The organism is Microbacterium yannicii PS01 (genome assembly GCF_000304335.1).
GTDB classification, from domain to species: domain Bacteria; phylum Actinomycetota; class Actinomycetes; order Actinomycetales; family Microbacteriaceae; genus Microbacterium; species Microbacterium yannicii_A.
This window is the reverse complement of sequence record NZ_CAJF01000032.1, coordinates 1-24,396: the sequence shown is the minus strand read 5'-3', so window position 1 is coordinate 24,396 and position 24,396 is coordinate 1. Positions and strand designations below refer to the sequence as shown.

Here is a 24,396-nt window from a genome sequence, read left to right as displayed (position 1 = left end):
GGGTCAGGCGAGGATCACTTGAGGCTTCCGATGGACAGCCCTCCCTGCCAGTACTTCTGCAGCCCGAGGAAGGCGATGATGAGCGGAATCACCGAGACGAGCGAGCCGAGGATGATGATGCTCCAGAGGGTCTGACCGCCGGCGGCGCCGTAGGTCGCCGCAGTCGAATTCCAGAGGCCGATCCCGACCGTCACGGGGAACAGCCGGTTGTCCGACAGCATGACGAGCGGCAGGAAGTAGTTGTTCCACGACGCCACGACCGACAACAGCAGAACGGTCACGATGGCGGGTCGCAGAAGCGGAAGGGCGACCTGCAGGAAGGTCCTGAATTCCCCCGCGCCGTCCACGCGTGCGGCGTCGAGCAGCTCGTCGGGCACCGCGTCGCGGGCGTACACGTTCATCAGGTACACGCCGAACGGGTTGAGCAGCGTCGGGAGGATCACCGCCCAGATCGTGTTGGTCAGGCCGGCCTGAGCGAACAGGACGAAGGTCGGGATCACGAGAGCAGTCGTCGGCACCATCACCGCGCCCAGCAGGATCGCGAACGAGGCACGGCGGCCGAAGAAGCGGTACTTCGCGAAGCCGTAGCCGGCCAGCACCGCCAGCACGGTGGCGCCGACGCCTCCGGCGATCGCGTAGAGGGCGGAGTTCGCCAGCCATCGAGCGTAGATCCCCCCGCTGTACGTGAACAGGTCGATCAGATTGCCGATGTAGTCGATGTCGTCGGCGAACCAGAGCGAGCTGTCGCCCCCGAACAGTCCGGCCGCGCTCTTGGAGCTGTTGACGATGAGCCACCAGAACGGGATCAGGAAGTAGATCAACAGCAGCGCGAGCACGATGTTCAGCGGGATGCGGCCGCGAGCGCGGGGTGGCCGCTTCTGCTTGGAGGCATCGTCGGGCGCGGAGGGGATGCCCGTGACCTCGACGGGTGTGACGGTCATGAGAGGACGCTCCCTCGCTTGCGGGTGGCGAACAGGAAGATGTAGACGCAGACGAAGACGACTGCGCCCAGGGCGAACGAGATCGCCGCACCGTAGTTGTAATTGGCCAGCGAGAATGCCTGCTGATACGCGTACATGTTCGGCGTGAAGTCGTTGGGAATGGCTCCGGCGGCCAGCTGCTGCAGGATCTGCGGCTCATTGAAGAACTGCAGGGTGCCGATGAGAGCGAACACGAGGATCAGCAGCAGCGCCGGGGCGACCAGCGGGATCTTGATCCGCAGGATGATCTGCCACTGGGATGCGCCGTCGATGCGGGCTGCCTCGTAGAGCGTGGGATCGATCCCCTGCAGCGCCGCGTAGATGACGATCATGTAGTAGCCGGCCCACTGCCACGTGACGATGTTGAGCAGGCCGTAGAAGATGAGACCGGTGCTCAGAAAGTCAGGCGCCTGTCTACCCACGCTTTCGAAGACCTCGGCCAGCGGGCCGAAGTTGTCGCTGTAGAGGAACCCCCACATCAGGGCGCCGATCACGGTCGGGATCGCGTACGGCAGGAAGATCATGAGACGTGAGAAGCGGGCGAACCTGGTGACCACGATGTCGAGCATCAGCGCGATCGCGAGCGAGACGGCCATCTGCAGCGGGATGAGCACCAGCGAGAATCTGATGACGAACCAGACGCCGTCGAGGAACGACGGGTCGGTGAAGGCCTTGGCGTAGTTGCCGAAGAGCACGAACCTCGTGCCGCCGATCAGCGACTTCTGGAACAGGCTCAAGTAGAACGCATAGCCGATCGGCAGGACCAGAAGGGCCAGGAAGATGATTCCGAACGGTCCGACGAAGAGCCATCCGAAGAGGTTCTGTCGCGCCGCGGTCGATCTGCGAACCTTCGTCTTCGCGGGAGGTGCGATTGTCGCTGTCATGATTTCTCCGGGTATGTAAGGGATGACCGAGGGCCGGTCCGCACGAGCACGAACCGGCCCTCCGCGTCATGTCACTGGACGGTGAACCCCTGCTCCTCTGCGTAGGCCACGACCGCCTCCTGCAGTGCGTCCGCAGCCTCAGAGCCCGTTGCCGAGCCGTCGTTGATGCGGGCGATCTGCTCCGTGAGCTGCGAGTAGTAGTACTGGCCGATCGGCGTGTAGGTCATGCCCTCGTAGGCATTGGCCGCCGGCACGTACACCTCTTTGTTGGCCTGCTGGCCGTCGAAGAACGGAACCTCGTAGTTGAGGAACTCCTCCGACTCGAGCACCTCGACGTTCAGCGGGAAGATGATCTGGTTCTGCCAGCCGTCGTCCAGCGATGCCTGGTCCGCGTAGACGCCGAAGGCCACCTGAGCCGCCAGCTCGGGATCGTTCGCCTGGCTCGACACCGAGAAAGCCGAGCCACCCCAGTTGATCGCGATCGGGCTGTTCGCATCCCACTGCGGCATCGGAGCGCTCGCCCACACGCCGGCGTCCGCACCCTCGCCCACGCCGGATCCCTGCAGGTAGCCCGGAGCCCAGGCGGCCGAGAGGTAGGTGGCGTAGTCGCCGTTGATGACGCCCGCGATGTACTCGGGCGTGAACTGGTCCTCGGTGCCGACCAGGCCCTTCTCGACGAGACCGCTCCAGTAGTCGAGGACTTCCTTGATCTCGTCGCTGTTCAGGTCGATCCCGATCGCGCCCTCGTCCGCGGGGTCGTACGTGAACGGCTCCGCGCCGTTCTGGTACATCAGCGCCGTGACCTCGGCCGGCTGGTTCGCAGCGAAACTCGCGAAGACGGGGCCTCCGGCATCCTTCACCGTCTGCGCGGCCGTCTCGAACTCGGCCCACGTCGTCGGCGGGGTGATGCCGTACTGCTCGAAGATGTCGGTGCGGTAGATCATGCCCATGGGGCCGCCGTCGACCGGTGCACCGTAGATGCCGTCACCTACCGAGACGTCCTTCCAGGCGCCGTCGCTGAAGCTGTCTGCGACGTCCTCGTAGCCGAGGTCCCTGAGGTCGACGAGGGCATCCTGCGCCTGGAATGTCGCGATGCGGTCTGCCTCGACCATCATGACGTCCGGAGCGCCGCTGCCCGCTGAGATCGCGGTCTGGAACTTGTCGTAGGCGTCGCCGCCCGCGCCGGCGTTCGTCCAGCAGACCTGCACCTCGTCGTTCTCCTCGTTGAAGTTGTCGACGACGAGCTCCATGTTGGGGTACCAGGCCCACATGGTGACGACAGGCAGATCCTCCTTGGGAATCGTGTTCGTGCAGTTCGCGTCGTCGTTGCCGCCGCCGCCGTTATCGCCGCCGCCTCCGGCGGTGCATGCGGACAGGGCTCCGGCCAGGGCGAGCGCTGTGACCGCAGCAAGGACTGGCTTCGTCTTCACTGGAGTTTCCTTTCGGTATTGCTGACTTCTTCGTCGGTGCACGACCGCACCCCAGAGCTCGGGCGCGTGTGGGCGCTCCGTGCGGGGCTGGTCTACAACGTTGTAGAGCAACGTTGTAGACACTGTTGCACCGCCGCTGAGGACTGTCAAGGTCGCTTCGAGAATTTCTGCGGACGCGTCGAAACTCCGCAAGCCGCCGGCTGTCTTCGCGCGGCGAGCACAACGTTGCACACCGGCTCTCCGCCCTCGCCCCACCGGTGCTGCGCCTGCGAGGATCGGCCGCACGAGGACGCAGTAGAGTGCAGTGATCGCACACGGAAGGGCTGGGCGCGGATGGGGCCGACGATGCATGACGTCGCTCGGGTGGCCGGCGTCTCGATCAAGACGGTGTCGAACGTCATCAACGACTATCCCCACGTGCGGCCGGGCACCCGTGACCGCGTGATCGAGGCGATCGAGCAGCTCGACTACCGCCCCAACCTCTCGGCTCGAGGACTCCGCTCCGGACGGACGGGAGTGATCGGGCTGGCCGTTCCCTCGCTTCGCGAGAACTATTTCGCCGAGCTCGCCGACGAGGTGATCCGGGCGGCGGAGAAGCGCGGACTGGGCGTCATGGTGGAGCAGACGAGCGGCGATCGCGACGCCGAACTGCGCGCCGTGACGGGCAACCGGCCCCGCTTCCTCGACGGCCTGCTCTTCAGCCCCGTCAGCCTCGGTCAGGATGACGCCGCGGCACTCGACGGCGACGGACCTCTCGTCCTTCTCGGTGAGCGCATCTTCGGCGGACCGACCGATCACGTCACGATGCACAACACGTCGTCCGCGCAGGCGGCCGTCGAGCACCTGGTGGCGATCGGGCGACGACGGATCGCGCTCATCGGGGCCGACCTCGATGGCGGCGATGAGGCGAGCTCGGCGAACCTCCGCTTGAAGGGGTACCTCCGGGCGCTCGATGCGGCCGGCATCGACCTCGACCCGGATCTCGTCCGCGCCACGGAGATGAACCGGTGGAGCCGGGCAGGAGGCGCCGAAGCGACGCATCACCTCGTCGAGCAGGGCGTCGACTTCGATGCGGTCTTCGCCCTCAACGACGCACTCGGCCTCGGCGTGCTGCGCGCCCTCCGCGAAGAGGGGCTGCGCGTGCCCGATGACGTCGCTGTGATCGGATTCGACAACATCGACGAGAGCAAGTACTCGGTTCCGTCGATGTCGACGGTCGACACCGGTCGCGCCGACATCGCCGCGATCGCCGTCGACCGGCTCATCGAGCGCATCGTCGAGAAGGGCGAGCGACGCCCGCCCGAGACGTTCAAGCCGGCGTTCCGGATCGTGCAGCGAGAGTCGACCGGATTCCCCGGCACCGAGGCGGACTGAGCTCGACGCTCGGTCCAACGGGCGCGTCAGATCACCGACTCCGACCAGGGGTCCGGGTTGCCGAAACGGTGGGCGGTGATCGTGACCGACTGCTCGCGCAGGAACGGCAGCAGCTCGAGTCGGCCCGCCGTCGTCACGTCGTTGTCGTAGACCGCGAGGTCGGGGTCTCCCGACACTGCCGATGCGACCGCGTGATGCAGCGCGGCGACCGACGCGGCCGGCCCGATGAGGCGCACGCGCGTCGGTCGGACCACCTCATGCGCGTGCGGCGCGTTCGGTCGGTCGGGGCGCGATTGGTGCGCCCCGGCAGAGGCATCGCGCCCTGAATCCGGGGACGAGGGCTGCGTGATGCGCTCGAGCCACTGCTCGTCACTCTCGACGAACACTGTGACGTGCTGGTCGCTGAGAGCGCGGCGCACGGCGGCCGGAAGCCCGACGGGAGCGCTGAGGGTGAGCGCTGTTCCGGAGCGGACCCCGGCGATCGCGGCGCGCAGTACCGACTGCCAGGTCGCGTCGGCCGTGGCCCGCAGCGCCACGGCGGCGACGGGCCGGTAGCGGAACAGGTTCCGCTCGATGCCGAGGCCCGACACGTCCTTGACCTGGCCGAACTCCCGGTCCCACCAGATCGCGTCCGACAGGGCACCGCGTCGCAGCCACTCGAACGCCTCGTAGCTCAACGAGGGCTGGGCCGCTTCGATGATCGAGGTGATGCGGGAGTCGAGGCCCCGCAGGTGCAGCGTCGCCGACGGCGCCCCGCCGGTGGTCGCGCGCCAGCGGCCGAGGCCGACGAGGTAGTTGGGGCCGCCCGCTTTGGTGCCGGGTCCGACCGAGGAGCGCTTCCAGCCGCCGAAGGGCTGCCGCTGGACGATGGCGCCGGTGATGCCCCGGTTCACGTACAGGTTGCCCGCCTCGACGCGATCGAGCCAGAGGGCGAGGTCGTCGGGGTTCTGCGTGTAGAGCCCGGCCGTCAGTCCGTATGCGACGGCGTTCTGCAGCTCGATCGCCTGCGCCAGCGATGAGGCGTGCATGACGCCCAGCACGGGTCCGAAGAACTCCTCGCGGTGGAAGCGCGAGCCCGGCTGCACGCCGGTGCGGATGCCGGGGCTCCACATCCGTCCGCTCAGCTCGGGATCCGCGTCCAGCGGGCGAGGATCCACCAGCCACCGCTCCCCCGCGTCGAGCGTCGTGAGCGCCCACTCGAGCTTGCCCTGGGGCGGCTCGATGACCGGCCCGACCTCTGCCAGCGGATCGGTCGGTGGTCCGACGCGCAGCGATGTGGCGGCATCGACGAGCTGTCGCGCGAAGCGGCGGGAGTGACCGACCGGACCGACGAGGATCGCGAGCGAAGCGGCCGAGCACTTCTGGCCGGCGTGCCCGAAGGCGCTCTTGACGAGATCGGATGCCGCGAGGTCGAGGTCGGCGGAGGGCATGACGATCATCGCGTTCTTGCCGCTGGTCTCGGCCAGCAGCGGCAGCTCGGGCCGCCACGACCGGAACAGCGCCGCAGTCTCCCACGACCCGGTCAGGATCACGCGAGACACGGCCGGGTGCGAGATGAGGGCCTCCCCCAGTCCGCCCTCGTCGATGTCGACGAGAGCGAGGACGTCGCGGGGCACACCGGCCTCCCACAGCGCCTCGGCGACCACCGCTGCGCAGCGCCGCGCCTGCGGAGCGGGCTTGAAGATCACGCCCGAGCCGGCGGCGAGCGCGGCCAGGACGCCGCCCGCGGGGATCGCGATCGGAAAGTTCCACGGCGGCGTCACCACCGTCAGCCGGTCGGGCTCGAAGACGGCACCGCTGACGCGGTCCAGCTCGCGCGCGGTGGCGGCGTAGTAGTTGGCGAAGTCCACGGCCTCGCTCACCTCGACGTCGGCCTCGGCGAACACCTTGCCGGTCTCCGAGGCGGCGACCTCGATCAGCTCGCCGCGACGGGCTTCGAGAGCACGGGCGGCCTCGGTCAGCACGGCGGCCCGATCGGCTGCGGGCTGCGAACCCCAGCCGACCGCGGCATCCGTCACCCGCGCCACGACGCTCTGCAGCGCCGCCTCGTCCGCGATCCGCGCGGCCGCGATCGTCGCATCGCCGGCGCGCGAGGTCTCGATGCGCGCGAGGATGTCGCGCGCCCACTCGCGATTGGCCGGGAGCGCCGGATCGGTGTCGGGCGCGTTGCGGAAGCCCGGAGCGCCGGCGAAGGCGCCCGCGTTCTCACGCGGCGAGAACACCGCGGTCTCGACGAAGGCCTCGCCGGCGAACGTCTGCTCCTCGGCCCAAGGGGCGATGGGCGCCGTGTCGCCCGGTGCTCCCATCGGCGACGCCGCGGAGCGGGCGATGCCGATCACGGCCTGCGTGAGTCCGGCTTCGTCTTCGCCCGCGGCCGGACGCAGCAGTCGCGCCCGCGCCCGCGGGGAGTCGGCTGGCGCGTCACTGCGGTCCTGCGCGCGACGCGGGCCGATCGGCAGGGACGCGTCGGCTGCGCGCTCGAGCGAGGCGAGGAACCGGTCGCGCTCGCGCGCGAACATCGCGGGGTCGTCGGCGAGGTCGAACGCCGCGGAGAGGAAGTTCTCGCTCGAGGCGTTCTCTTCCAGGCGTCGCACGAGGTAGCTGATGGCGACATCGAACTCGTCGGGACGCACCACGGGCACGTAGAGCAGCACGTGCCCGACCTCGCGCGAGACGGCGTCGACCTGTCCCTGCGCCATGCCGAGCAGCATCTCGAACTCGACATCCGGCGACGCGCCGGCGACGGCGGATGTCGCTTGCGCAGAGCCTGTCGAAGTTTCGGGGCGCACGCCGGTCTGCGCGGCGAGCAGCCACGCATACGCGATGTCGAACAGGTTGTGCCCGGCGACGCCGATGCGCACGGCCGCGGTGTGCTCGGGGCGCAGGGCGAAGTCCAGGCAGCGCACATAGTTCGCGTCGGAGTCGACCTTCGCGTCGTAGGTCGCCGGCGACCAGCCGTGCATGACGGCATCGACCCGCTCCATCGCGAAGTTCGCGCCCTTGACCAGCCGCACCTTGATGCGCGCTCCCCCCGCCGCGACGCGTGCCTGCGCCCAGGCCGTCAGCTCCTGCAGAGCCGGCAGCGCGTCCGGAAGGTAGGCCTGCAGCACGATGCCCGCCTCGAGTCCGCGCAGGCGGGGATCTTCGAGGATGCGGGTGAACACCGCGATCGTCAGGTCGAGGTCGCGGTACTCCTCCATGTCGAGGTTGATGAACGTCTGCGAGCCGGCGGCGCTGAGGTACAGCGGCATCAGCCGCTCGACGACCTTGTCGACCACCTCGTCGAAGGCCCACATCGAGATGTGGCTCGCGATCGCCGAGACCTTGACCGATACGTAGTCGACGTCCGGTCGCCGGATCAGGTCGTGGATCCCCTCGAGGCGGCGCAGCGCCTCCTGCTCGCCGAGCACCGCCTCACCGAGGAGGTTGAGATTGAGTCGCGCCCCTTTCTCGCGCAGCGCCGCGATCGCGGGGCCGAGCTTCTCGGGGCGCGCATCGACGACGAGGTGACCGACCATCTCGCGCAGCACCCGCCGCGCGATCGGCACGACCGGCGCCGGCAGCACCGGCGCGACACTGCCGCCCACGCGGACCGCACCCCGCAGGTACCACGGCAGGAAGTCGGGCACGAGCGGCGCGACGCGGTGGAGATTGGATGCCGCGGCCGCAAGGCTCTCGGGACGCATCACGCCATCGACGAACCCGATCGTGAAAGGCAGCCCGTTCGGATCTTTGAGGACCCCGGCCAGTCGCTCGGCGGCGGGGTCGACCTCGACCTCGGCGCTCTCGGTGGTCCACCGCTGCGCCAGCGCGACCGCCTGCTCGGCGAGGCGCGGGTCCACGTCGTTCATTCGCACTCCAGACATCGCGGCTTGAGACTCGGTGATCCCAGCCTGCACCTCTGTGTGCGCGATGCGGTTCAAGCTCTGCATGGAATCCACGATGAGGCATCCGTCCGTTCGTGAAAAGCGACCATCTACGATCAGTATCGTTCGAATCCATCGATGGGACGGCCATGCTCGAACTGCGACGGCTGCGGCTGCTCCACGAACTCGCCCTGCGGGGAACCCTCGCCTCCGTGGCGGAGGCCCTGTCGTTCAGCCCGTCGACGATCTCGCAGCAGCTCGCGCAGCTCGAGAAGGACGCCGGCGTCACCCTGCTCGTCCCCGACGGCCGGCGGCTGCGGCTCACGGAGCAGGGCCGCGCGCTCGCCGCGCACGCTGCGCGCGCTCTTGACCTCGACGAGAAGGCTCGAGGCGAGATCGATTCGCTGAGCGGGGCCGGGCAATGGGGGCCGGCCCCGGTGCGCGTGGCGGTCATGCAGACCGCTGCGCTCGCGATCGTGCCCACCGCGCTGCGCCTCCTCTCCGGCAGCGCACCCGACCTGCGGGTCGAGCTCGTCGAGATGCCGCCCGAGCGGGGGCTCTTCGAGCTCACCGCACGCGGCGTCGATCTCGTGATCGCAGAGCAGTACCCGGGACACACGCGTCCGCACACGCCGGGACTCGAGCGCGAGACACTCGGAACCGACCCGATCCGCCTGGCCGTGGCATCCGGCGATCCGGCGGCATCGCTCGACGACCTCGCCGATCGCCCCTGGGTGATGGAGCCGGCGGGAACCGCGGCGCGCCTGTGGGCGGTGCAGCAGTGCCGGGCCGCCGGGTTCGAGCCCGACGTGCGGTACGAACTGTCGGATCTGTCGGCCCACGCGCGGCTCGTCGCCGCGGGGCAGGCCGTGGCCGTTCTCCCCGATCTGCTGTGGGCGGGCGCGTCCGTTCCGGTCTCGCTCCTCGAACTTCCCGGCACTCCCACCCGAGAGGTCCTTCTCGCGCAGCGGTCCGCATCGGCAGCCAGCGCCGGCATCGGAGAGGTGCGGCGCGCGCTGCGGGCCGCCTTTCCGATCGGGCGAGCCGACGCGGCGGCCGACTCCCCGTAGGCTGTGCTCGTGTCCGAGACGCCCGACGCCGCTCCGGTGCCGAAGCGCCGGTTCGAGTGGGTGCGCGCGGCGAGCGATCGGGTCCCCACCAAGTGGTTCGCCGGCATCGCGACGGGCCTCTTCCTCGCCGTGACCGCGGCCTTCGGTGGGCTGGCGACCGCGGCTTCGCCCGCGCTGACCGAACTCGAGCCCGGTGAGCCGCACACCACCGATCAGCGCTCCCTCACCGTGCAGCGGGCGGTGCTCATCGACGAGCTGCCCGGTTCGGGCGCGTCGCCCGAAGACGGCGAGCGCGTTCTCGTCCTCGTGACCGATATCGAGAACCGATGGACGCAGCCGCAGCGAGCGACCGCGACAAACACGAACGGCATGGACGCGACTTTCGCCGTCGCGGGCCTTGAGGACGACAGCCGGCGCGGGACCGCGCGACTGGACGACGCCACCGGCAGCCCCTGGCTGCAACCCGGGGTCCCAGCGACCATCGTGTACGCGTGGCCCGTCGAGGCCGATCGCTACGCGGAAGGCGATGAGCTCGACATCACCCTGTACGAGACCACCCTGACCAATGGTTCGTTCGTGCTGGCCGGCCAGTGGTGGGACGACCCGGAGGCCGACGCGGTCGTCACTGTGAAGATCGAGGACGTCGGGGCCGGGGCCGACGCCGATCAGGACGGGGCCGGCGATGAGTGACTTTCGGCTGCCGCGGTGGGCGCCGTGGCCGATCGGCGTTGGACTCGTCGTCGTCGCGTGGTTCGTCGCGCTCGTGACGCCCGGAGAGGACCAGGCGCAGGCGCCCTTCCACGTGACAGCGGCGGTCGGCGAGCCGGCGACCGGACGCAACCTTAACGTGACGGTGACCGACATCCGCCGCGCGGGCGAGGTGAGCGCCGGTGGATGGTCTGCGGAGGGCAACTGGCTCGTCGTGAATCTGGCCGCGGCGTCGGTCCTCTCCGAATCCGGCGCGCAACTGGCACACGTCGAGCTCGTGGTCGACGGAGTGCGCTACCGGGCCAGCGAACGACCCGCTTCACTGCTACAACAGCAGCTCGCGGCCGGCATCGCGCAGTCGGGGAGCGTGGCGTTCGAGCTCCCGGTGGGAATCACAAACGGGAACGCCGTGCTGGAGCTCGCTCTCGAGGGAGTGGACACGCGGTTGGACTCGATGATCCTGGTTCCATTCGACCTCGCAGAGGTAACTGATGCGGGTGCGACGGAACTTGCCGCCACGGAATGGGCTCAGCCATGACGGGGTGGTGGCGCGCCAACGCCGTCCCGCTCGGGGTCCTACTCGTCCTCGTCCCGGCGACGACGATCGCGGTGGGGTGGAACGAATGGTGGGGTTACTACAGCGGCCGTGCCAGCATCCCGATTGCCGTCGAGGCCGGCGACTCCACGGAGTATGCTCACGCCACCGTCGGGCCTGCCACTGCCGAGTTCACCGATCGGCCGCTGGCGCCCGAAGACGCCCGAGTCGTGGCAGTGCGCATCCTGATCGACCCTCATGGCCTCGGATTCTCTTGCGCGATCCCTCAGCTACGCGAGCTCGAGGGTTCACAGCGGCAGTGGGACGCGGCATCGGCCTACGATCTCGACCCGGAGCGCGACTTCGACCTGCGGGAATCCTGCGACTCGGAGACGGCGGCGCCGTACGCGCTCGACCTCGACTACTTGGTGCCGCTCGACGCCTCGGGGCCGTTCACCGTCGAGGTCACCTCAGCCGAGCGGATCCCCGAGTTCGCGCGGCTCATCGTGGAGCCCTGACGCACGATCAGCCGGCCGATCACCGCGTCGTACCCGCCGGCGATGAGAGCGATGCGCACCGGTTCGATCAGCAGGGGCACGATGAGGAGGATCAGCTGGTCCCACACCAGCCAGAACTCATCGATGCCGTGTGGCCCGACGACCCGCGTCACGCCCCACTCCAGGAGTCCTTCGACGGCCAGCAGCACCGTGTAGAGCAGCACGAAGCCGCCGATCAGCACCGGCCCCGAACGCCACATCAGAACGAGCGCGTTCCAGATCGGAGTGAACCGGGACACCAAGTCCGACCCGATGTCCGCGAGGCGCGACCGCACGCGGCTGGGCAGCGAGCGGTAGCGGCTGCGCGCGCGCGCGACCGCCTCCCCGCCGATGCCGTCGACCGAGACGGACCCAGGAGCGACGGCGTGGCCGTAGATGACCCCGGCGATCGTGAGCCACGCGACAGGGAGAAGGATGATGCCGCCCGCCTCGCCGAGGAACCACTCGATGCCCTCCCAGATCCACGCGAGCGGCGCGAAGCCGGCTGTGATGGCCTCACGGAAGTCGGCGAGCCACACCATCGCCTGTCGGGATCCCACCCACGAGCTCACGAAACCGAGCGCCAGACCGACGACCGTGACGGTGTAATACACCCACAGCGCCTCAAGGTAGGCCGCAAGGCCACCCGTCCAGCGCGGCAGCTGCTCACGGTGCCGCTTCCACAGCCATCGGAGAACGAACGCGACGACGACGATGGCGATCGTGATGGGTGTGATCGTCAACTCACCGACCTGGCCGTCACCCGCGAGCTCGGCAACGACTCCTTCTTCGCCGAGGATCTCTTCGGCCGCCTCCTGCCACCGCAGTCCGGAATTCACCTCGAGTACCCGTGCCGTGTACGCGACGGCGTCCTCCCGCAGATATCCCCACGCCGCGTAGAAGGCGAAGAACGGAAGGATGCCGGTCATCAGCGCGTCGAGAAACTCGCGTCGCCGCGCACCGGGCTCGGTGGTGAGGGGCGCGATGGCGTTGAGCTGCCGCATCCCATCTCGCAGCACGAGGAACATCGCGACCAGCGCGATCAGCCTCGCCAGGATGGCGAGTGGCAGGAGAAGGGATCCGGCGACGGCGCTGTAGGCCCCGACGAAGCCCGCCACTTCGATGAGGGCATAGCGAGCGAGCAGTGCCGCGAGATACCAGGTCAGCAGTACGGGCCAGTGCCGCCAGAGCAGGCGGCCGGCAACCTGGAGGACGGCGATCACGAACCCACGGTAGCGGGCGGACCCGCTGCCGTGCGCACGCGTCAGACGTTGTCGGGCCGCGGGCGACGCGTCGCCGGGTCGACGACCTCGTCGGAGCCGACCTCGTCACGCCGGGAGGCGTCCCGCTGAACCGTGGTGTCGTCCCGCACGCCGTCGGCGTTCACATCACGGTGAGAGCCGGGATCCGCATCGCCTGCGGGACGGGCCGACGCGGCATCCGCGCGTCCGTCACCGGCGTAGGGGTCGACCTCGTCCGCCTTCCGCAGCGCCTCGGCCTGCTCTGCCCGGAGCTTCTCTGCATCGGCCTGATGCTCGTCGATCGTGCTCGCTCGGCGCTCGGCGTCGAGCGAGGCTTCTGCGGCGCGTGCTCTCGCAGCCTCGGCGGCGGCGTTGGCAGCGGCCGTGTCGGCCCTCGCCTTCGCGGCCTCGGCTTCGCGTTCCTGCGCCTTCACCTCGGTCTCGCGGGCGGAGTCGCGCAGCTTCTCGGCGCGATCGTGCTGCTGCTTCATACGGCGCTCGCGGCGTCCGCGGGCGGTCAGGAGCAGGGCGACGACGACGATCACGAGAAGGATCGCGATGCCGACGATGATCCAGATGAGGGTGGTCGTGTCCACGGCGCACTCCTTCGGTCCGGGGCCGGACGGGTCGCCGGCACTCACACCCCAGGAAACCTCACGAGGACAGTGCCGGGCAAACCGCTTGCGGCCCGCCCGCCGGTGCGCTAGGCACGATCTCGATCAAGTGTTCACACAGCGCCGTTGTGCTTACGATGGTGTTCCTTGCGGGTGACGCCGGAGGGATCTGCGTCCCCCGAGGAGAATTCGTGACCGAAAGTCCCACCCTGCCGGCGTTCCACAATGAACGTGAGCGCGACCGATCCGAAGCGCTGCGCCTGCAGGAGTGCGCAGCCGAGCCCATCCGCACGATCGGCCGGATCCAGTCGCACGGCGTGCTGGTCGGCGTCGACCCCGCCACCTCCACCGTCGTGCTCGCGAGCGACAATGCCGCGCACTGGCTCGGACGCCGGCTCGACGAGGCGGAGAGCGACGTCCTCAGCTGGGCCGTGTCGCACGGCGTCGCCGTCGACCCGGTGCGAGCCGAGTTCGAGGGCGCCGTCTACGACGTCATCGTCCACCGCGAGACCTCACCCTTGATGGTCGAGCTGGAGCCGATCGTCGCCCAGCTCGACTACGTCCGCACCGGTGTCGTCGGCGCCATTCAGCGGGTCGCGTCGATCACCGATCCCGACGAGCTGCGCACGCGTGCGGCGGAGGAGATCAAGGCGATCACCGGGTTCGACCGGGTCATGGTCTACCGGTTCCACGAGGACGGGCACGGCGACGTGGCCGCGGATGCGCGCGAGCCCGACATGGAGCCTTATGCCGGCCTCCACTTCCCCGCCTCCGACATCCCGTCCCAGGCGCGGGCGCTGTACCTCGAGAAGCGATCGCGCGCGATCGTCGACACCGAAGACCCCGGCCTCGGCCTGCAGAGTCTGCTGCCGGATGCCACCGTCGACCTCGGGCTGACCGAGCTGCGCGCCGCGTCGCCGCACCACCTGCAGTTCATGCGCAACATGGGACAGGCGTCGACGGTGTCGTTCGCGCTCGTGATCGACGACCGCCTGGCCGGGATGATCACATGCGCGCACCGGACGCCGCGCCGCCTCCCGGTGCTCCTGCGTCGTGCGATCGAGGTCATGGCCAGCCAGCTCTCGCTTCAGCTGTCTGCCGCCGAGAGCATCGCGCACCTGCGGCGGCAGCTCGAGGCGCGTCAGCGTCGTGCGGAAGTCACGGCTCCTCTGTATGGACGAGGCGACATCGCGCGCGTGCTGCTGGGCGGCGAGAGGACCATCCTCGACGTCGTGCCCGCCGACGGCGCCTTCGTGCGCATCGGCGGCACCGACCACACGGTGGGCCAGCTTCCGCCGCTCGCGGCGATCGCCCGCGTGATCGACTCGCTCGGACCCGAGTCATTCTCCTCCGACGCGCTGCCGATGGAGCGGCCCGAACTGGCCGTCGAGATGCCGGGCGTCGCGGGACTTCTCATCGTTCCCCTCGGCGAGGAGGACTGCCTTGTGTTCGTGCGCGGCGAGGTCGCGCACACCGTCGACTGGCTGGGCGATCAGGGCCCGGGCAACCGCGACGACCCGCTGTCTCCGCGTCGTTCGTTCTCCGCGTGGCGCGAGAGCGTGACCGGACGATCACTGCCGTGGGGCGAGCATGCGCTGGACGCACGGGAGCTCGGCGCCGACATCCGCGCCGCTCTCGCGGCGCGGGCGCAGGCCGAGCTCGCGGAGCTGGCGCTTCGAGACGCACTCACGGGCCTGCACAACCGCCGGTTCCTCGACGAGCGGCTCGACGACCTCCTCGGCACCCCGAACCATGGCGTCGGCGTCGTCTTCCTCGACCTCGACGACTTCAAGAACGTCAACGACAGCCATGGACACGACGCCGGTGATGTCGTGCTGGCGGCCGTCGGACGTCGGCTCTCGAGCATCGCCCGGGGCACCGACGTCGTGGCGCGGCTGGGCGGGGACGAGTTCGTCATGGTCTGCGTGGACGTCGACAAGGAAGGCGCCGACCGGATCGCGACCCGGGCCATCGAGGCCGTGTCGGAGCCGATCGCCGTCGACGGCGCGCAGCTGCGCGTGACGGCGTCGGCCGGGGTGGTGGCGCACACCGATTCGCTCAGCGCGGCCGAGCTGCTGTCAGCGGCGGATGCCGCGATGTACCGGGCGAAACGAGCCGGACGAGGCCGCGTCTCAGCGTGACGAGCCGGGCTCGGGCTCGGGCAGGATCCGCAGCCCGCCCGGGGAGTTCGCTGCTTCGACGAGCTCCTGCAGCCAGATCTTGTTGATCTCGGGCATCGGTGCGTCGTACTCGAATCTGACGGTGGTCGCCGGAGAGATCCAGACGGCCTGACGCTGCTGCGTCGTCTCGTCGGTGACGGCGAACGAAAGGCTCTCCTGGCGGCGGAGCTTCGCGAAGATGACGAGCTCGAGGTGTGCGAGCGTGCGGTCGTCGATCGTGTAAGCGGCAGCCGGAGAGCCGTAATGGAGAGTGCCCACGGTTCGATCCTAAGGGGCCTCGCGCTCGAGCCATGCCCGGGTACTGTGGAGCAATGGCGATCGTGAACAGGCTGACCGTGGACGGCCGGGACTACTTCCTCCCGGAGCCCGTGACCCAGTTGAAGCAGCAGATCCTCGAGGCGATCAAGGCTGGTGGCGGCTATGTGAACGTTCCGCCGCTGCGCGGGGGCCCCGGGATCGACATCCTCTTCTCGCCGGGCATGCCCGTCACGTGGTCGCAGATCGACGTCGGCGAAAGCGCGTCGACCGACGATGACGGCGACTCGGACGACGAGTTCCCGCAGATCTAGCAGCGACTAGCCCGCGCGCCGGAGCATCCGTTCGATGCCGTCCGGCGTCGTGGGACGACCGAGCAGGAATCCCTGACCCCGGTCGCATCCTCGATCGCGCGAGCGCTCGAGGTCGGCGATCGTCTCGATCCCCTCGGCGACGGTGCGCCAGCCGTGTGCGCGGCCGCTTTCGACGACGGCCCGCACCGCGTCGTCGGCTTCGGCGTCGTCGCGCTGCGTGAGCGTCCGATCGATCTTCACCTCGTCGATCGGAAGCATCTCGAGCATCTCGAGCGTCGTGTCCCCACCGCCGAAGTCATCGACCGAGATCACGACGCCAGCCTCGCGCAACCGTGTGAGGGCACCGTTCATGTCCGGGATCAGCTGAGGCGACGGCGCTTCGATGATCTCCACCGTGAGGGCTCCCGGCGTGCCGAGGTTCTCTGCTCGCTCGAGCACCGCATCGACGTACTCGCTGGCGAAGTGGGTGGGGGACGCGTTGACCGACAGGCCGATGACATGGCCGGCGCGGTGCCACTCGCGCAGCTGAGCCAGAGCGGCCGCCAGAACGAGGCGATCGAGCTCTTCGAGGAACTCGGCCCGTTCGGCCAGCGGAATGAACCGCACCGGCGAGACCGACCCCATCACCGAATGGTTCCACCGCGAGAGCGCTTCGACCGCTGCCGGCCGGGACGTGATGTCCGACCAGTCGTGGAGGCGGAAGATCGGCTGGTAGACGACCTCGAGCCGCCCGCCTGAGACGGCCGCTTTCAGATCGCGCGTGAGCAGCGGCGTGTTGGTCATGCCCACCAGGGTGTTCCAGGTCAACCCCGACCGCAACACCCGACGCGCGATCGAAAAATGTGTACTATTCGCACAGCGTGCTTGCGGGAGGTCGTGTGAGCGCGGGGCTTTCGCACACCGATAGTCTGAATCAATGGGTACGTTCACCTACGACTCCCGCGTCACCGTCTCGTTCGACGACCGGGTCCTCGCCCACCTCCAAGCCGTGATCTGGTCGAAGCTCCGCCGCTCCGAGACGTTCGCCTTCACGTGGACCGATCCCATGCGCAGCGGCATGGGGCGGACGTCCGTGTGGCTCAGCCCGCACGTTCCGCTCGCCTTCGAGTACTTCGGCAGCAGGCAGCCGCGCCTGAATCCCGCGTGGATCGAGCTGCTCACGAAGGCGTCGAATTCGCCCGGCGGCCTGACGATCGTCCCCGAGCCCGAGGATCCGACGGTGCCCGTGAAGCCCGGCGCTGCGCCGCGCTAAATACGTGGAAGAGCCGCTCCTGTCAAGGGGCAGTTCGTCGGCGGGCCCGGATCGTAGCTTCGAGACATGGGAAGCCGACTGAGCCAGGGTGCCGTCATCGCGGCGCGCACGACGCGCATGTGGACGGCTCTGCTCGCCGCGATCAACGTGGCGATGGCGGGGTCGCTGTCGCTTGTGATTCTCGCGATCGTCCGCTGAGGGTCGCTTCCGGCGCCGTCAGCTCCACACGCTGGGCGCCTCGGCACGGGTCGGCGGAAGAGCGGATGCCGCAGCCCAGTCGTGCACCCAGGCATCGACCTCGGGGATCCCCTCGGGGCGCCCGACGGCCCCGAAGAGCTCCTCGTGAGACAGTGTGCCCCCGGCGCGCTTGAGCATGCGGGCGCGGATGATCGCGCGGGCGTAGACCTCGCCGTCCACGACGGCGCGATGCTCGAGGTAGATCGCCTTGTCGTCGTGTCCGATCATGCGCGACTCGACGTCGAACCGCTGCCACAGATTCAGGGACTTCCGGAACGTCACCGTCTCGCTCGACACCACGGCGTACCAGCCGCGGCTCGTCATGACGTCCCACAGCCCGGTGCGCACCAGCAGGTCCCAGCGGCCCAGGTCGAACAGCGACAGATACCGGCCGTTGTTCATGTGGCGCAGCAGATCGATGTCGGTGGGCAGAGTGGTCAGCCGGACCCGGCTGATCTCGGTCGGCCCGAGCCGGCCCTGCCGCTTCGCGCGTCGCCGCGCGGTGATCATCACCAGAAGGGTCCGCCAGATCACGTTCACGAAGTGTGATGGTATCGATCCACGCCTCATCGGCCGATTCGATTGTGGGATGCCGACAGTCTCCGGCGCTCCCCTCAGCCGCTTCTTCTGCGCGTGCCGGCAGCGCCCCTTCGCACGTCGTTCACCCTGCGTTCGCCCGATTTCGTGCCACGCGTCGGCGCGCGTAGAGTCTGGCCATGGAAGCAGAACTCCAGACCGACATCGTCGTCCGTCCGGTGCGGGACGTCGACGCCGAGGCCCTCGGGCGCGTCCACGCGACCTGCTGGCACGAGACGTACGACCACCTCATCAGCAAGGCCGCCCTCGAAGCGGTCTCTCCCAAGCGCCTCGCAGAGCTCTGGACCCACTGGGCCGCACAGGGCCCCGAGTTCAAGATGTTCGCCGCCCTCGTCGGCGGCGAGATCGTGGGCTTCGCCGGATCAGGACCGTCGCGCGACCGCGACGCCCCGCGATTCCGGGAGCTGTACTTCATCTACCTGCTCGACGCGTACCACGGCACCGGCATCGGCCAGAAGCTGTTCGACGCCGTGGTCACCGACGGCGAGCCGCTGTACCTGTGGGTCGCCGACGACAATCCCCGTGCCCACCGGTTCTACACCCGCAACGGCTTCGCCCTGGACGGTGCGACCCACACCGAGCCGTTCCTCGGTGAGACGCTCACCGAGGTGCGCTTCGTGCGCTGACTCGCACTCGGCTTCTTCACGAAGGGGCGCGCCGGTTCGCCGGCCGCCCCTTGGTCGTTTTCGGCGACACCGCCGGATCGGCGAGACTGAGGGGATGCCGAAGCCGCCGCTCACCGTCTGGCCCCTCGAGGGCATCCCTGAGATCACCGCCGGCGCCGACCTGGTCGGGATCATCTCCGACGCCGCCGGCGACACCCTGGCCGACGGCGACATCGTCGTGGTCACCTCGAAGATCGTGTCGAAGGCCGAAGGCCGCTTCGTCGTCGCCGATGATCGCGAGGACGCCATCACGTCCGAGACCGTCCGAGTGGTGGCGACTCGCACCGCGACCACCGGCGCGACGACCCGCATCGTGCAGAACCGACTAGGGATGGTGTCGGCCGCGGCGGGCGTCGACGCGTCCAACACTCCCCAGGGCACCGTGCTGCTGCTGCCGGTGGACCCCGACGCCTCAGCTCGCACCCTCGCGCACGGCTTGCGCGATCGCCTCGGCGTGCTGGTCGGAGTCATCGTCTCCGACACGCTCGGGCGCGCGTGGCGCGACGGCCAGACCGATCACGCCATCGGCGCCGGGGGCGTGCAGGTCTTCGAGGATCTGCGCGGGGGGACGGATGCCGAGGGGCGCCCTCTGGTCGTCACCATGCCGTGCGTCGGCGACGAGCTGGCCGCCGCGGCCGATCTCGTCAAGGGAAAGGCTGCGCGTCTGCCGGTCGCCGTCGTTCGGGGACGTGCGGACCTCGTCGGGTCGCTCGATCTGCCGGGTGCCCGGTCCATCGTGCGCCCGCTGGAACGCGACATGTTCCGGCTGGGCGCCGACGAGGCGTACGCCGAGGGATTCGCCGACGGTCGCGCGGCGGGCCGGGATGCCGACGCCGACGCCTTCCAGTCCGGCCCGTAGCCCGACGCCGGCGCACTGCTCCGCGGCGTCGGCCCGTGTCGACGTCGCGTCGGTCGCGCCGGGTAGGGTCGTGGCATGCCCGCGCGCACATCGAGATCTCGAAGCTCCCGGGCGACACAGGCGCCGTCCTTCGACTTCGACGACGGGGTGCTGGCGGACCTCGTCCCCGGCGACCTCGAGATGTTCGAAGCGGGCCGGTTCGAGGGCGTGGACTACGCGCCACTGGCCGTCGAGGATTGGGCCCTCGACGGCGGTGACACGATCGATGGATGCCGCTTCACCGGCACGACCGTCGGCTCATGGTCGGCGCGCGGGGCGCATATCGTCGAATCCGTCTTCTCGGGGGCCGACATCACGGTCGCCAGTGCGGCACGCTCGGGCCTGCGCGACATCGTGATCCGCGACAGCAGGTTCGGATCGGTCGAGGCCTACGACGCCTCGTGGCGCGGCATCCGCTTCACCCGCTGCAAACTCGGCTTCGTGAACCTGCGCGGCGCTGAGCTTCTCGACGTCGCCTTCGTCGACTGCACGATCGACGACATCGACCTCATGGGCTCGAAGGCCCGGCGCGTGGCGTTCGACGGCTGCCGTGTGAGGAGCCTGAACGCGACGGGCGCCGCGCTCGCCGACGTCGACCTGCGGGGTGCGATCGTCGACGCCGTGACCGGCCTGGAGGGCCTGCGCGGCGCGACGATATCGCTCGAGCAGCTGCAGCTGATGGCACCGGCCCTGGCCGACCTCGCCGGCATCCGAGTGGACGAGTGAGCCTGGCGACTGACGCGATCGGGCAGCGGCGCAGACGCGACGGGCCGGGGATCGCTCGCGCGAAACCCGGCCCGTCAAGGACCTTCGCGCTAGTGCGCGCGAAGCACCGCCTCGCCGGCGGACACGGTGATACGGATGGTGTTGCCGGCGTCCTCCGTGCTGCCGATGCCGTCACGGAAGTCGCCCGCCGAGACCTCCGAGCTGATGTCGTACTCGCCTTCGGGGACCGTCAGGCGCAGCGAGCCGGCGCTCACATCGGCGGTGATCTCGCGGGGCGCCCGCCCGGTGAGGGCGGCCTCCAATGAACCGGCGCTGACCTGGGTGGTCACCTGACGCACGCCGTCGAGCTCCACCTCGGCGTGCCCGGCGCTGATGTCGGCGTCCAGACTGGTCGCCGAGCCGGTGACATCGGCACGTCCGGCGCCGACCTCGAGGCCCAGGCTGCCGAACGAGCCGTCGACACCGAGCTCGCCGGCGGCGAGGCCGAGGTCGGCATCCATGCCCTCCAGCGACTCCGGCAGCCGCAGGACCGCACTGCCGTTACCGCCGAACCAGCCGCCGAACCAGCTGTTCAGCCAGCCCCTCGGCGAGGCGATGACAAGCTCGTCGCCTTCTCGCTCGAGTCTCCAGCGGTCGATCCCCCCATGCGCTGCGCACGTCGAGCTCGGCATCGTCGACGTCGTCGAACTCGACGCGGAAGCTGCCCGCATCGACCTGGACGTCGAGGTCGGTCACGCCGTCGACCTCGAGCGTGCGGGTGGTGGTGTGGACGGATGCCGCGGCCCAGGTGCCGAACGCCGACGAGACGACGGTGCCGAGCAGCACCATCGCACCGACCGCGATGACGAGGATCGCGATCACCCGGGAGGATCCGGATGCGGGGGCCCCCGGCGAGCCGGGCTGATTCGCGCCCGGCTGGCCGGGGCCGGGCTGAGCCGGCGGGGCGGGAGGGGGCGGCGGTGTGACGGTGGTGCTCATCGGTCTGCTCCTGTCTGGGGCGTAGTCGTCTGGGGCGGGGTGGTCCCGTGCTCGAGGTGGGCGAGCGCGGCGAGCACGCGGCGGTTGCCGGACTCGTCGGGTTCGAGCCCGAGCTTCTGGAACACCGCGGTGATGTGCTTCTCGACGCTGCCTTCACTCACGTGCAGCGTGCGGGCGATGGCCTGATTCGACCGGCCCTCGGCGATGAGCGCGAGCACGGATGACTCGCGATCGGTGAGGCGCTGCATGCGCGAGTCGCGTGAGCGGCGGCTCAGCAGCTGCGCGACGACCTCGGGGTCGAGCACGGTGGCGCCGCCGGCGATGCGCTGCACCGCCTCGAGGAACTCCGACACGTCGGCCACCCGGTCTTTGAGCAGGTAGCCGAGCGAGCCGGCGCTCGCCCCGATGAGATCGGCGGCGTAGCGCTCCTCGACGTACTGCGAGAGAACCACGAGCGCCAGTCCGGGGCGCCGGGCACGAAGCCCGAGCGCGGCGCGGATGCCCTCGTCGGTCCACGTCGGCGGCAGTCGGACGTCGAGGATGCACAGGTCCGGCGCGGTCTCGCCGACGATCTCGTCGAGCCGGGAGGCGTCTGCGACGGCAGCCACCACCTGGTGCCCGGCGTCTTCGAGCACCCGCACGAGACCCTCGCGCAGCAGCGCGGAATCTTCGCAGATCAGGACGCGCACGGGATGCTCACCTCCACCGAGGTCGGACCGCCGGCCGGGCTGTCGATGCGGGCCTGGCCGCCTGCGGCGACGACCCGGTTGACGATGCCGTCCAGCCCGCCGCCGGCGACGATGGTGGCGCCGCCGATGCCGTTGTCCTCTACGCGAGCCCACAGCGTGCCCGGTTCGCGCAGTCGCACCGTGACGCGGCACTCGGTGGCGCGCGCGTGCTTGGCGGCGTTGGTCAGGGCCTCGGCGATGGTGAAGTAGGCGGCCGCCTCGGTGTCGCGGCTGCAGCGACCGTCCATGCGCACATCGAGGTGCACCGGGATGACCGAACGGCCCGCGAGCGCCGACAGTGCGGCGTCCAGTCCGCGATCGTCGAGGACGGCGGTGTGGATGCCGCGGGCCAGCTGCCGCAGCTCGGTGATGGCCGCCTTGGTCGATGTGTGGGCCTCGGCGACCAGCGCCTTCGCGGCATCCGGATCGGAATCGATCTTCTGCTGCGCCAGACCCAGCGTCATGCCGACCGACACGAGTCGAGGCTGGACGCCGTCATGGAGGTCGCGCTCGATGCGGGTGCGCTCCACGTCGGCGGCGCGCACCGCGCCGGCCCGCTGCACGCTCGACGTGCGTGCAGCCTCGGCGAGCTGTGCTTCGCGGGAGGGCACCACGACGGCGCGGGAGATGATGCCGTGCAGGATGCCGAGGCCGACGATCGCGGCGAGGGCGAACAGCGTCGAGAGAAGGCCGACCGGGACCGCCCACGACAGCGGCACCTCGATGTCGGTGCGGCCGAGGGTGACGGCGCTGCCCTGGGCGAAGAGCGGCGTGAACAGCAGCACGAGGCCCGAGGCGGCCAGGCCCGCCAGGAAGACGACGATCCAGCCGAGGATCGTGGCGATGGCCGCGTTGGCGACCCCGCGCCAGCTGATCGGGTCGATCGCCTGGAGCCACAGGGTGCGCAGGAAGCCGCCGAAGCCGGGGCGACCGCTCGTGCGGGGCCGGTGCCGCGCAAGCCCGAAGCCGTAGAGGCCGTCGATCCGGGCCGCCTCGAGCCAGCCGAGCGCGAAGATCGCGTACACGAAGCCGACGAGCAGCAGAAGGCCGATGCCGAGCACCGGAAGGAGTCCGAGGCCCAGGCCCAACAGGCCGAAGAGGAGGGAGAAGATCACAGGCCCGATGACGCCGAGCGCGGCGAGCTGTGCGATCGCGCCGGCCACCCTCAGGGGTGAGGCCATGGAGGGTGGCGCGGACGAGGTGGTGTCGGAAGTCATACCCTCACGGTAGGCCGACCCCGCTCCTGGCGCCCCTGAGTCAGCCGGAGACTTCGATTCGGGTTATCCCCCAGGCGGGATGCCTCTGCGGGGGTCGGGTCAGCGGCCCGAGACTTTGCCGAACAGGCGTGCGATGGGGGCGAGCACGAGGGGCCGAGCCGCGACCCAGGCGGCGGCGATGACGAGCATCGAGACGGCCAAGATCCAGAACCCGGTCCAGTTGACCGCGTCCTGTGCGGCGTACATGTGGTTCAGGTTGCGCAGCGCTCCGGTCGCGAAGACCAGCACGACGTGCACGAAGATGAAGAGCACGAAGTAGATCATCACGGGGAAGTGCACGGCGCGGGCCCACTCGACGGGGTAGGCCTTGTTCAGTGCCTTCGCCTCCTTCGGCCACACGTGCGACATCCGCACGCCGGTGATGGCGGCCAGCGGCGCCGCGATGAACACCGTCGCGAAGTACGCCAGCTGCTGCAGCGAGTTGTAGTTCACCCAGCCGTTCTCGGTGGGCCAGTCCAGCGACACGTACTGCAGCCCGGCCGAGACCGCGTTGGGGAACACCTCCCACGAGGTGGGGATGATCCGCATCCACTGCCCGGTGAGGAACAGCAGCACCACGAACAGCACGCCGTTGACCAGCCACAGCACGTCGAGGGCCTGGTGGAACCACAGCGTCAGGCTCATCTTGCGGCGGCCGTTGCTGCGCGGAGACCAGAACACCGTGGGCCGTTTCTCGGAGCGCACGCGCAGGCCCGACCGGATGATCAGCACCATCAGGAACACGTTGAAGAAGTGCGACCACCCCAGCCACGCCGGGAACCCCACGGGCGCCGTATCGGGCAGGTGGTACTCGCCGGGATAGGCGGCGAGGAAGTCGATGCCCCACGCTGTGCTGAGCAGATACCGCACGAGCGCGACGGCCATGCCGGCCGCGATCAGCAGACCCGCGCCGCCGACGATCGCGGCGCCGGCCCACTGCAGGCGGGTGAACGGCCCGATCCGCTTCGGCTCCGCAGTTGCCGCTGAGCCCGTCGACGCGCGAGCGGCCGTGCCCGGCCACACGGTGCGGGTGAAGGGAAGCGGCCGATCCAGCGGCACACCGGACGGCGTC

General features: G+C 69.6%; 26 protein-coding genes. 12 read left to right on the top strand and 14 right to left on the bottom strand.

Annotated features, from left to right (window positions below):
* Positions 1-14: 14 nt before the first annotated feature.
* From WYM_RS15790 to WYM_RS15780, 3 genes are all read right to left on the bottom strand, one after another.
* Positions 15-941 carry a carbohydrate ABC transporter permease gene (locus WYM_RS15790; protein WP_019181812.1) on the bottom strand — a complete coding sequence of 309 codons (927 nt, stop codon included), beginning with the start codon at positions 939-941 and terminating at the stop codon, positions 15-17.
* A complete protein-coding gene (locus tag WYM_RS15785) occupies positions 938-1,864 on the bottom strand; it encodes a carbohydrate ABC transporter permease (RefSeq protein ID WP_019181811.1) in 927 nt (308 codons plus the stop codon). Before WYM_RS15785 ends, WYM_RS15790 begins: the two co-directional genes overlap by 4 nt.
* Before the next feature lie 71 nt (positions 1,865-1,935).
* The gene (locus WYM_RS15780) at positions 1,936-3,294 is read right to left on the bottom strand and encodes an ABC transporter substrate-binding protein (RefSeq protein WP_019181810.1); all 1,359 of its coding nucleotides are present in this window, start codon (positions 3,292-3,294) and stop codon (positions 1,936-1,938) included.
* Between the two features lie 345 nt (positions 3,295-3,639).
* On the opposite strand from WYM_RS15780, the gene WYM_RS20525 reads away from it, so the two are divergent.
* Positions 3,640-4,668 carry a LacI family DNA-binding transcriptional regulator gene (locus WYM_RS20525; RefSeq protein WP_202802646.1) on the top strand — a complete coding sequence of 343 codons (1,029 nt, stop codon included), beginning with the start codon at positions 3,640-3,642 and terminating at the stop codon, positions 4,666-4,668.
* Positions 4,669-4,694: 26 nt separating this feature from the next.
* Here the strand turns inward: WYM_RS20525 and WYM_RS15770 are convergent, their stop codons facing one another.
* Positions 4,695-8,519, bottom strand: a complete 3,825-nt coding sequence (locus WYM_RS15770; protein WP_019181808.1) for a proline dehydrogenase family protein — start codon at positions 8,517-8,519, stop codon at positions 4,695-4,697.
* A gap of 164 nt (positions 8,520-8,683) precedes the next feature.
* Here WYM_RS15770 and WYM_RS15765 point away from each other — a divergent pair, with 164 nt between their 5' ends.
* The 4 genes from WYM_RS15765 to WYM_RS21830 are packed head-to-tail and all read left to right on the top strand — an operon-like array spanning position 8,684 to position 11,365.
* The gene (locus WYM_RS15765; protein ID WP_019181807.1) at positions 8,684-9,604 is read left to right on the top strand and encodes a LysR family transcriptional regulator; all 921 of its coding nucleotides are present in this window, start codon (positions 8,684-8,686) and stop codon (positions 9,602-9,604) included.
* A gap of 9 nt (positions 9,605-9,613) precedes the next feature.
* Entirely contained in the window at positions 9,614-10,294 is a 681-nt protein-coding gene (locus WYM_RS15760) for a hypothetical protein (RefSeq protein ID WP_237739441.1), read from the top strand.
* Complete coding sequence (locus WYM_RS15755; RefSeq protein ID WP_019181805.1) at positions 10,287-10,850, top strand: hypothetical protein; 564 nt, start codon at positions 10,287-10,289, stop codon at positions 10,848-10,850. Before WYM_RS15760 ends, WYM_RS15755 begins: the two co-directional genes overlap by 8 nt.
* A complete protein-coding gene (locus WYM_RS21830; protein ID WP_157525258.1) occupies positions 10,847-11,365 on the top strand; it encodes a hypothetical protein in 519 nt (172 codons plus the stop codon). Before WYM_RS15755 ends, WYM_RS21830 begins: the two co-directional genes overlap by 4 nt.
* Here WYM_RS21830 and WYM_RS15750 read toward each other — a convergent pair.
* Together WYM_RS15750 and WYM_RS15745 are read right to left on the bottom strand one after the other, a co-directional pair.
* Entirely contained in the window at positions 11,269-12,606 is a 1,338-nt protein-coding gene (locus tag WYM_RS15750) for a hypothetical protein (protein ID WP_019181804.1), read from the bottom strand. The genes WYM_RS21830 and WYM_RS15750 overlap by 97 nt on opposite strands.
* 41 nt (positions 12,607-12,647) lie before the next feature.
* Positions 12,648-13,220 (bottom strand): hypothetical protein, encoded by a 573-nt coding sequence (locus WYM_RS15745; RefSeq protein WP_019181803.1) that lies wholly within the window; start codon positions 13,218-13,220, stop codon positions 12,648-12,650.
* 209 nt (positions 13,221-13,429) lie between these two features.
* Here WYM_RS15745 and WYM_RS15740 point away from each other — a divergent pair, with 209 nt between their 5' ends.
* Positions 13,430-15,379 carry a bifunctional diguanylate cyclase/phosphodiesterase gene (locus WYM_RS15740; protein ID WP_019181802.1) on the top strand — a complete coding sequence of 650 codons (1,950 nt, stop codon included), beginning with the start codon at positions 13,430-13,432 and terminating at the stop codon, positions 15,377-15,379.
* On the opposite strand, the gene WYM_RS15735 is transcribed toward WYM_RS15740, so the two are convergent.
* On the bottom strand, positions 15,371-15,676 hold the full coding sequence (locus tag WYM_RS15735) for a hypothetical protein (RefSeq protein WP_019181801.1): 306 nt from the start codon (positions 15,674-15,676) through the stop codon (positions 15,371-15,373). The two genes, WYM_RS15740 and WYM_RS15735, sit on opposite strands and share 9 nt — an antisense overlap.
* 53 nt (positions 15,677-15,729) lie before the next feature.
* Between WYM_RS15735 and WYM_RS15730 the strand changes: the two genes are divergently transcribed.
* Complete coding sequence (locus tag WYM_RS15730; protein ID WP_019181800.1) at positions 15,730-15,987, top strand: hypothetical protein; 258 nt, start codon at positions 15,730-15,732, stop codon at positions 15,985-15,987.
* A 6-nt stretch (positions 15,988-15,993) separates the two neighbouring features.
* On the opposite strand, the gene WYM_RS15725 is transcribed toward WYM_RS15730, so the two are convergent.
* Positions 15,994-16,770, bottom strand: a complete 777-nt coding sequence (locus WYM_RS15725) for an EAL domain-containing protein (protein ID WP_157525256.1) — start codon at positions 16,768-16,770, stop codon at positions 15,994-15,996.
* A gap of 133 nt (positions 16,771-16,903) precedes the next feature.
* Between WYM_RS15725 and WYM_RS15720 the strand changes: the two genes are divergently transcribed.
* Both WYM_RS15720 and WYM_RS22420 read left to right on the top strand, forming a co-directional pair.
* Entirely contained in the window at positions 16,904-17,239 is a 336-nt protein-coding gene (locus tag WYM_RS15720) for a hypothetical protein (protein ID WP_019181798.1), read from the top strand.
* 66 nt (positions 17,240-17,305) lie between these two features.
* Entirely contained in the window at positions 17,306-17,437 is a 132-nt protein-coding gene (locus tag WYM_RS22420) for a hypothetical protein (RefSeq protein ID WP_019181797.1), read from the top strand.
* A gap of 18 nt (positions 17,438-17,455) precedes the next feature.
* Here WYM_RS22420 and WYM_RS15710 read toward each other — a convergent pair whose 3' ends face one another.
* Entirely contained in the window at positions 17,456-18,016 is a 561-nt protein-coding gene (locus tag WYM_RS15710) for a thioesterase family protein (protein WP_019181796.1), read from the bottom strand.
* A gap of 176 nt (positions 18,017-18,192) precedes the next feature.
* Between WYM_RS15710 and WYM_RS15705 the strand changes: the two genes are divergently transcribed.
* The 3 genes from WYM_RS15705 (at position 18,193) to WYM_RS15695 (ending at position 20,362) form a co-directional block, all read left to right on the top strand.
* Positions 18,193-18,699, top strand: a complete 507-nt coding sequence (locus WYM_RS15705) for a GNAT family N-acetyltransferase (RefSeq protein ID WP_019181795.1) — start codon at positions 18,193-18,195, stop codon at positions 18,697-18,699.
* 94 nt (positions 18,700-18,793) lie between these two features.
* The gene (gene cofE / locus WYM_RS15700) at positions 18,794-19,597 is read left to right on the top strand and encodes a coenzyme F420-0:L-glutamate ligase (protein ID WP_019181794.1); all 804 of its coding nucleotides are present in this window, start codon (positions 18,794-18,796) and stop codon (positions 19,595-19,597) included.
* Between the two features lie 75 nt (positions 19,598-19,672).
* Positions 19,673-20,362, top strand: a complete 690-nt coding sequence (locus tag WYM_RS15695; RefSeq protein WP_019181793.1) for a pentapeptide repeat-containing protein — start codon at positions 19,673-19,675, stop codon at positions 20,360-20,362.
* A gap of 89 nt (positions 20,363-20,451) precedes the next feature.
* Here WYM_RS15695 and WYM_RS21230 read toward each other — a convergent pair whose 3' ends face one another.
* The 5 genes from WYM_RS21230 to WYM_RS15670 all read right to left on the bottom strand — a co-directional run.
* Entirely contained in the window at positions 20,452-20,862 is a 411-nt protein-coding gene (locus WYM_RS21230; RefSeq protein WP_019181792.1) for a hypothetical protein, read from the bottom strand.
* 40 nt (positions 20,863-20,902) lie between these two features.
* Entirely contained in the window at positions 20,903-21,340 is a 438-nt protein-coding gene (locus WYM_RS21225; RefSeq protein WP_157525254.1) for a hypothetical protein, read from the bottom strand.
* Positions 21,337-22,029: a response regulator gene (locus WYM_RS15680; RefSeq protein WP_019181790.1), complete on the bottom strand. Its 693-nt coding sequence runs from the start codon at positions 22,027-22,029 to the stop codon at positions 21,337-21,339. Before WYM_RS15680 ends, WYM_RS21225 begins: the two co-directional genes overlap by 4 nt.
* Complete coding sequence (locus tag WYM_RS15675; protein WP_019181789.1) at positions 22,017-23,285, bottom strand: sensor histidine kinase; 1,269 nt, start codon at positions 23,283-23,285, stop codon at positions 22,017-22,019. The genes WYM_RS15680 and WYM_RS15675 overlap by 13 nt, the downstream gene beginning before the upstream one ends.
* A gap of 99 nt (positions 23,286-23,384) precedes the next feature.
* Positions 23,385-24,396, bottom strand: a 1,012-nt coding sequence (locus tag WYM_RS15670; protein ID WP_019181788.1) for a cytochrome b/b6 domain-containing protein, incomplete at its 5' end; no start/stop codon positions are given.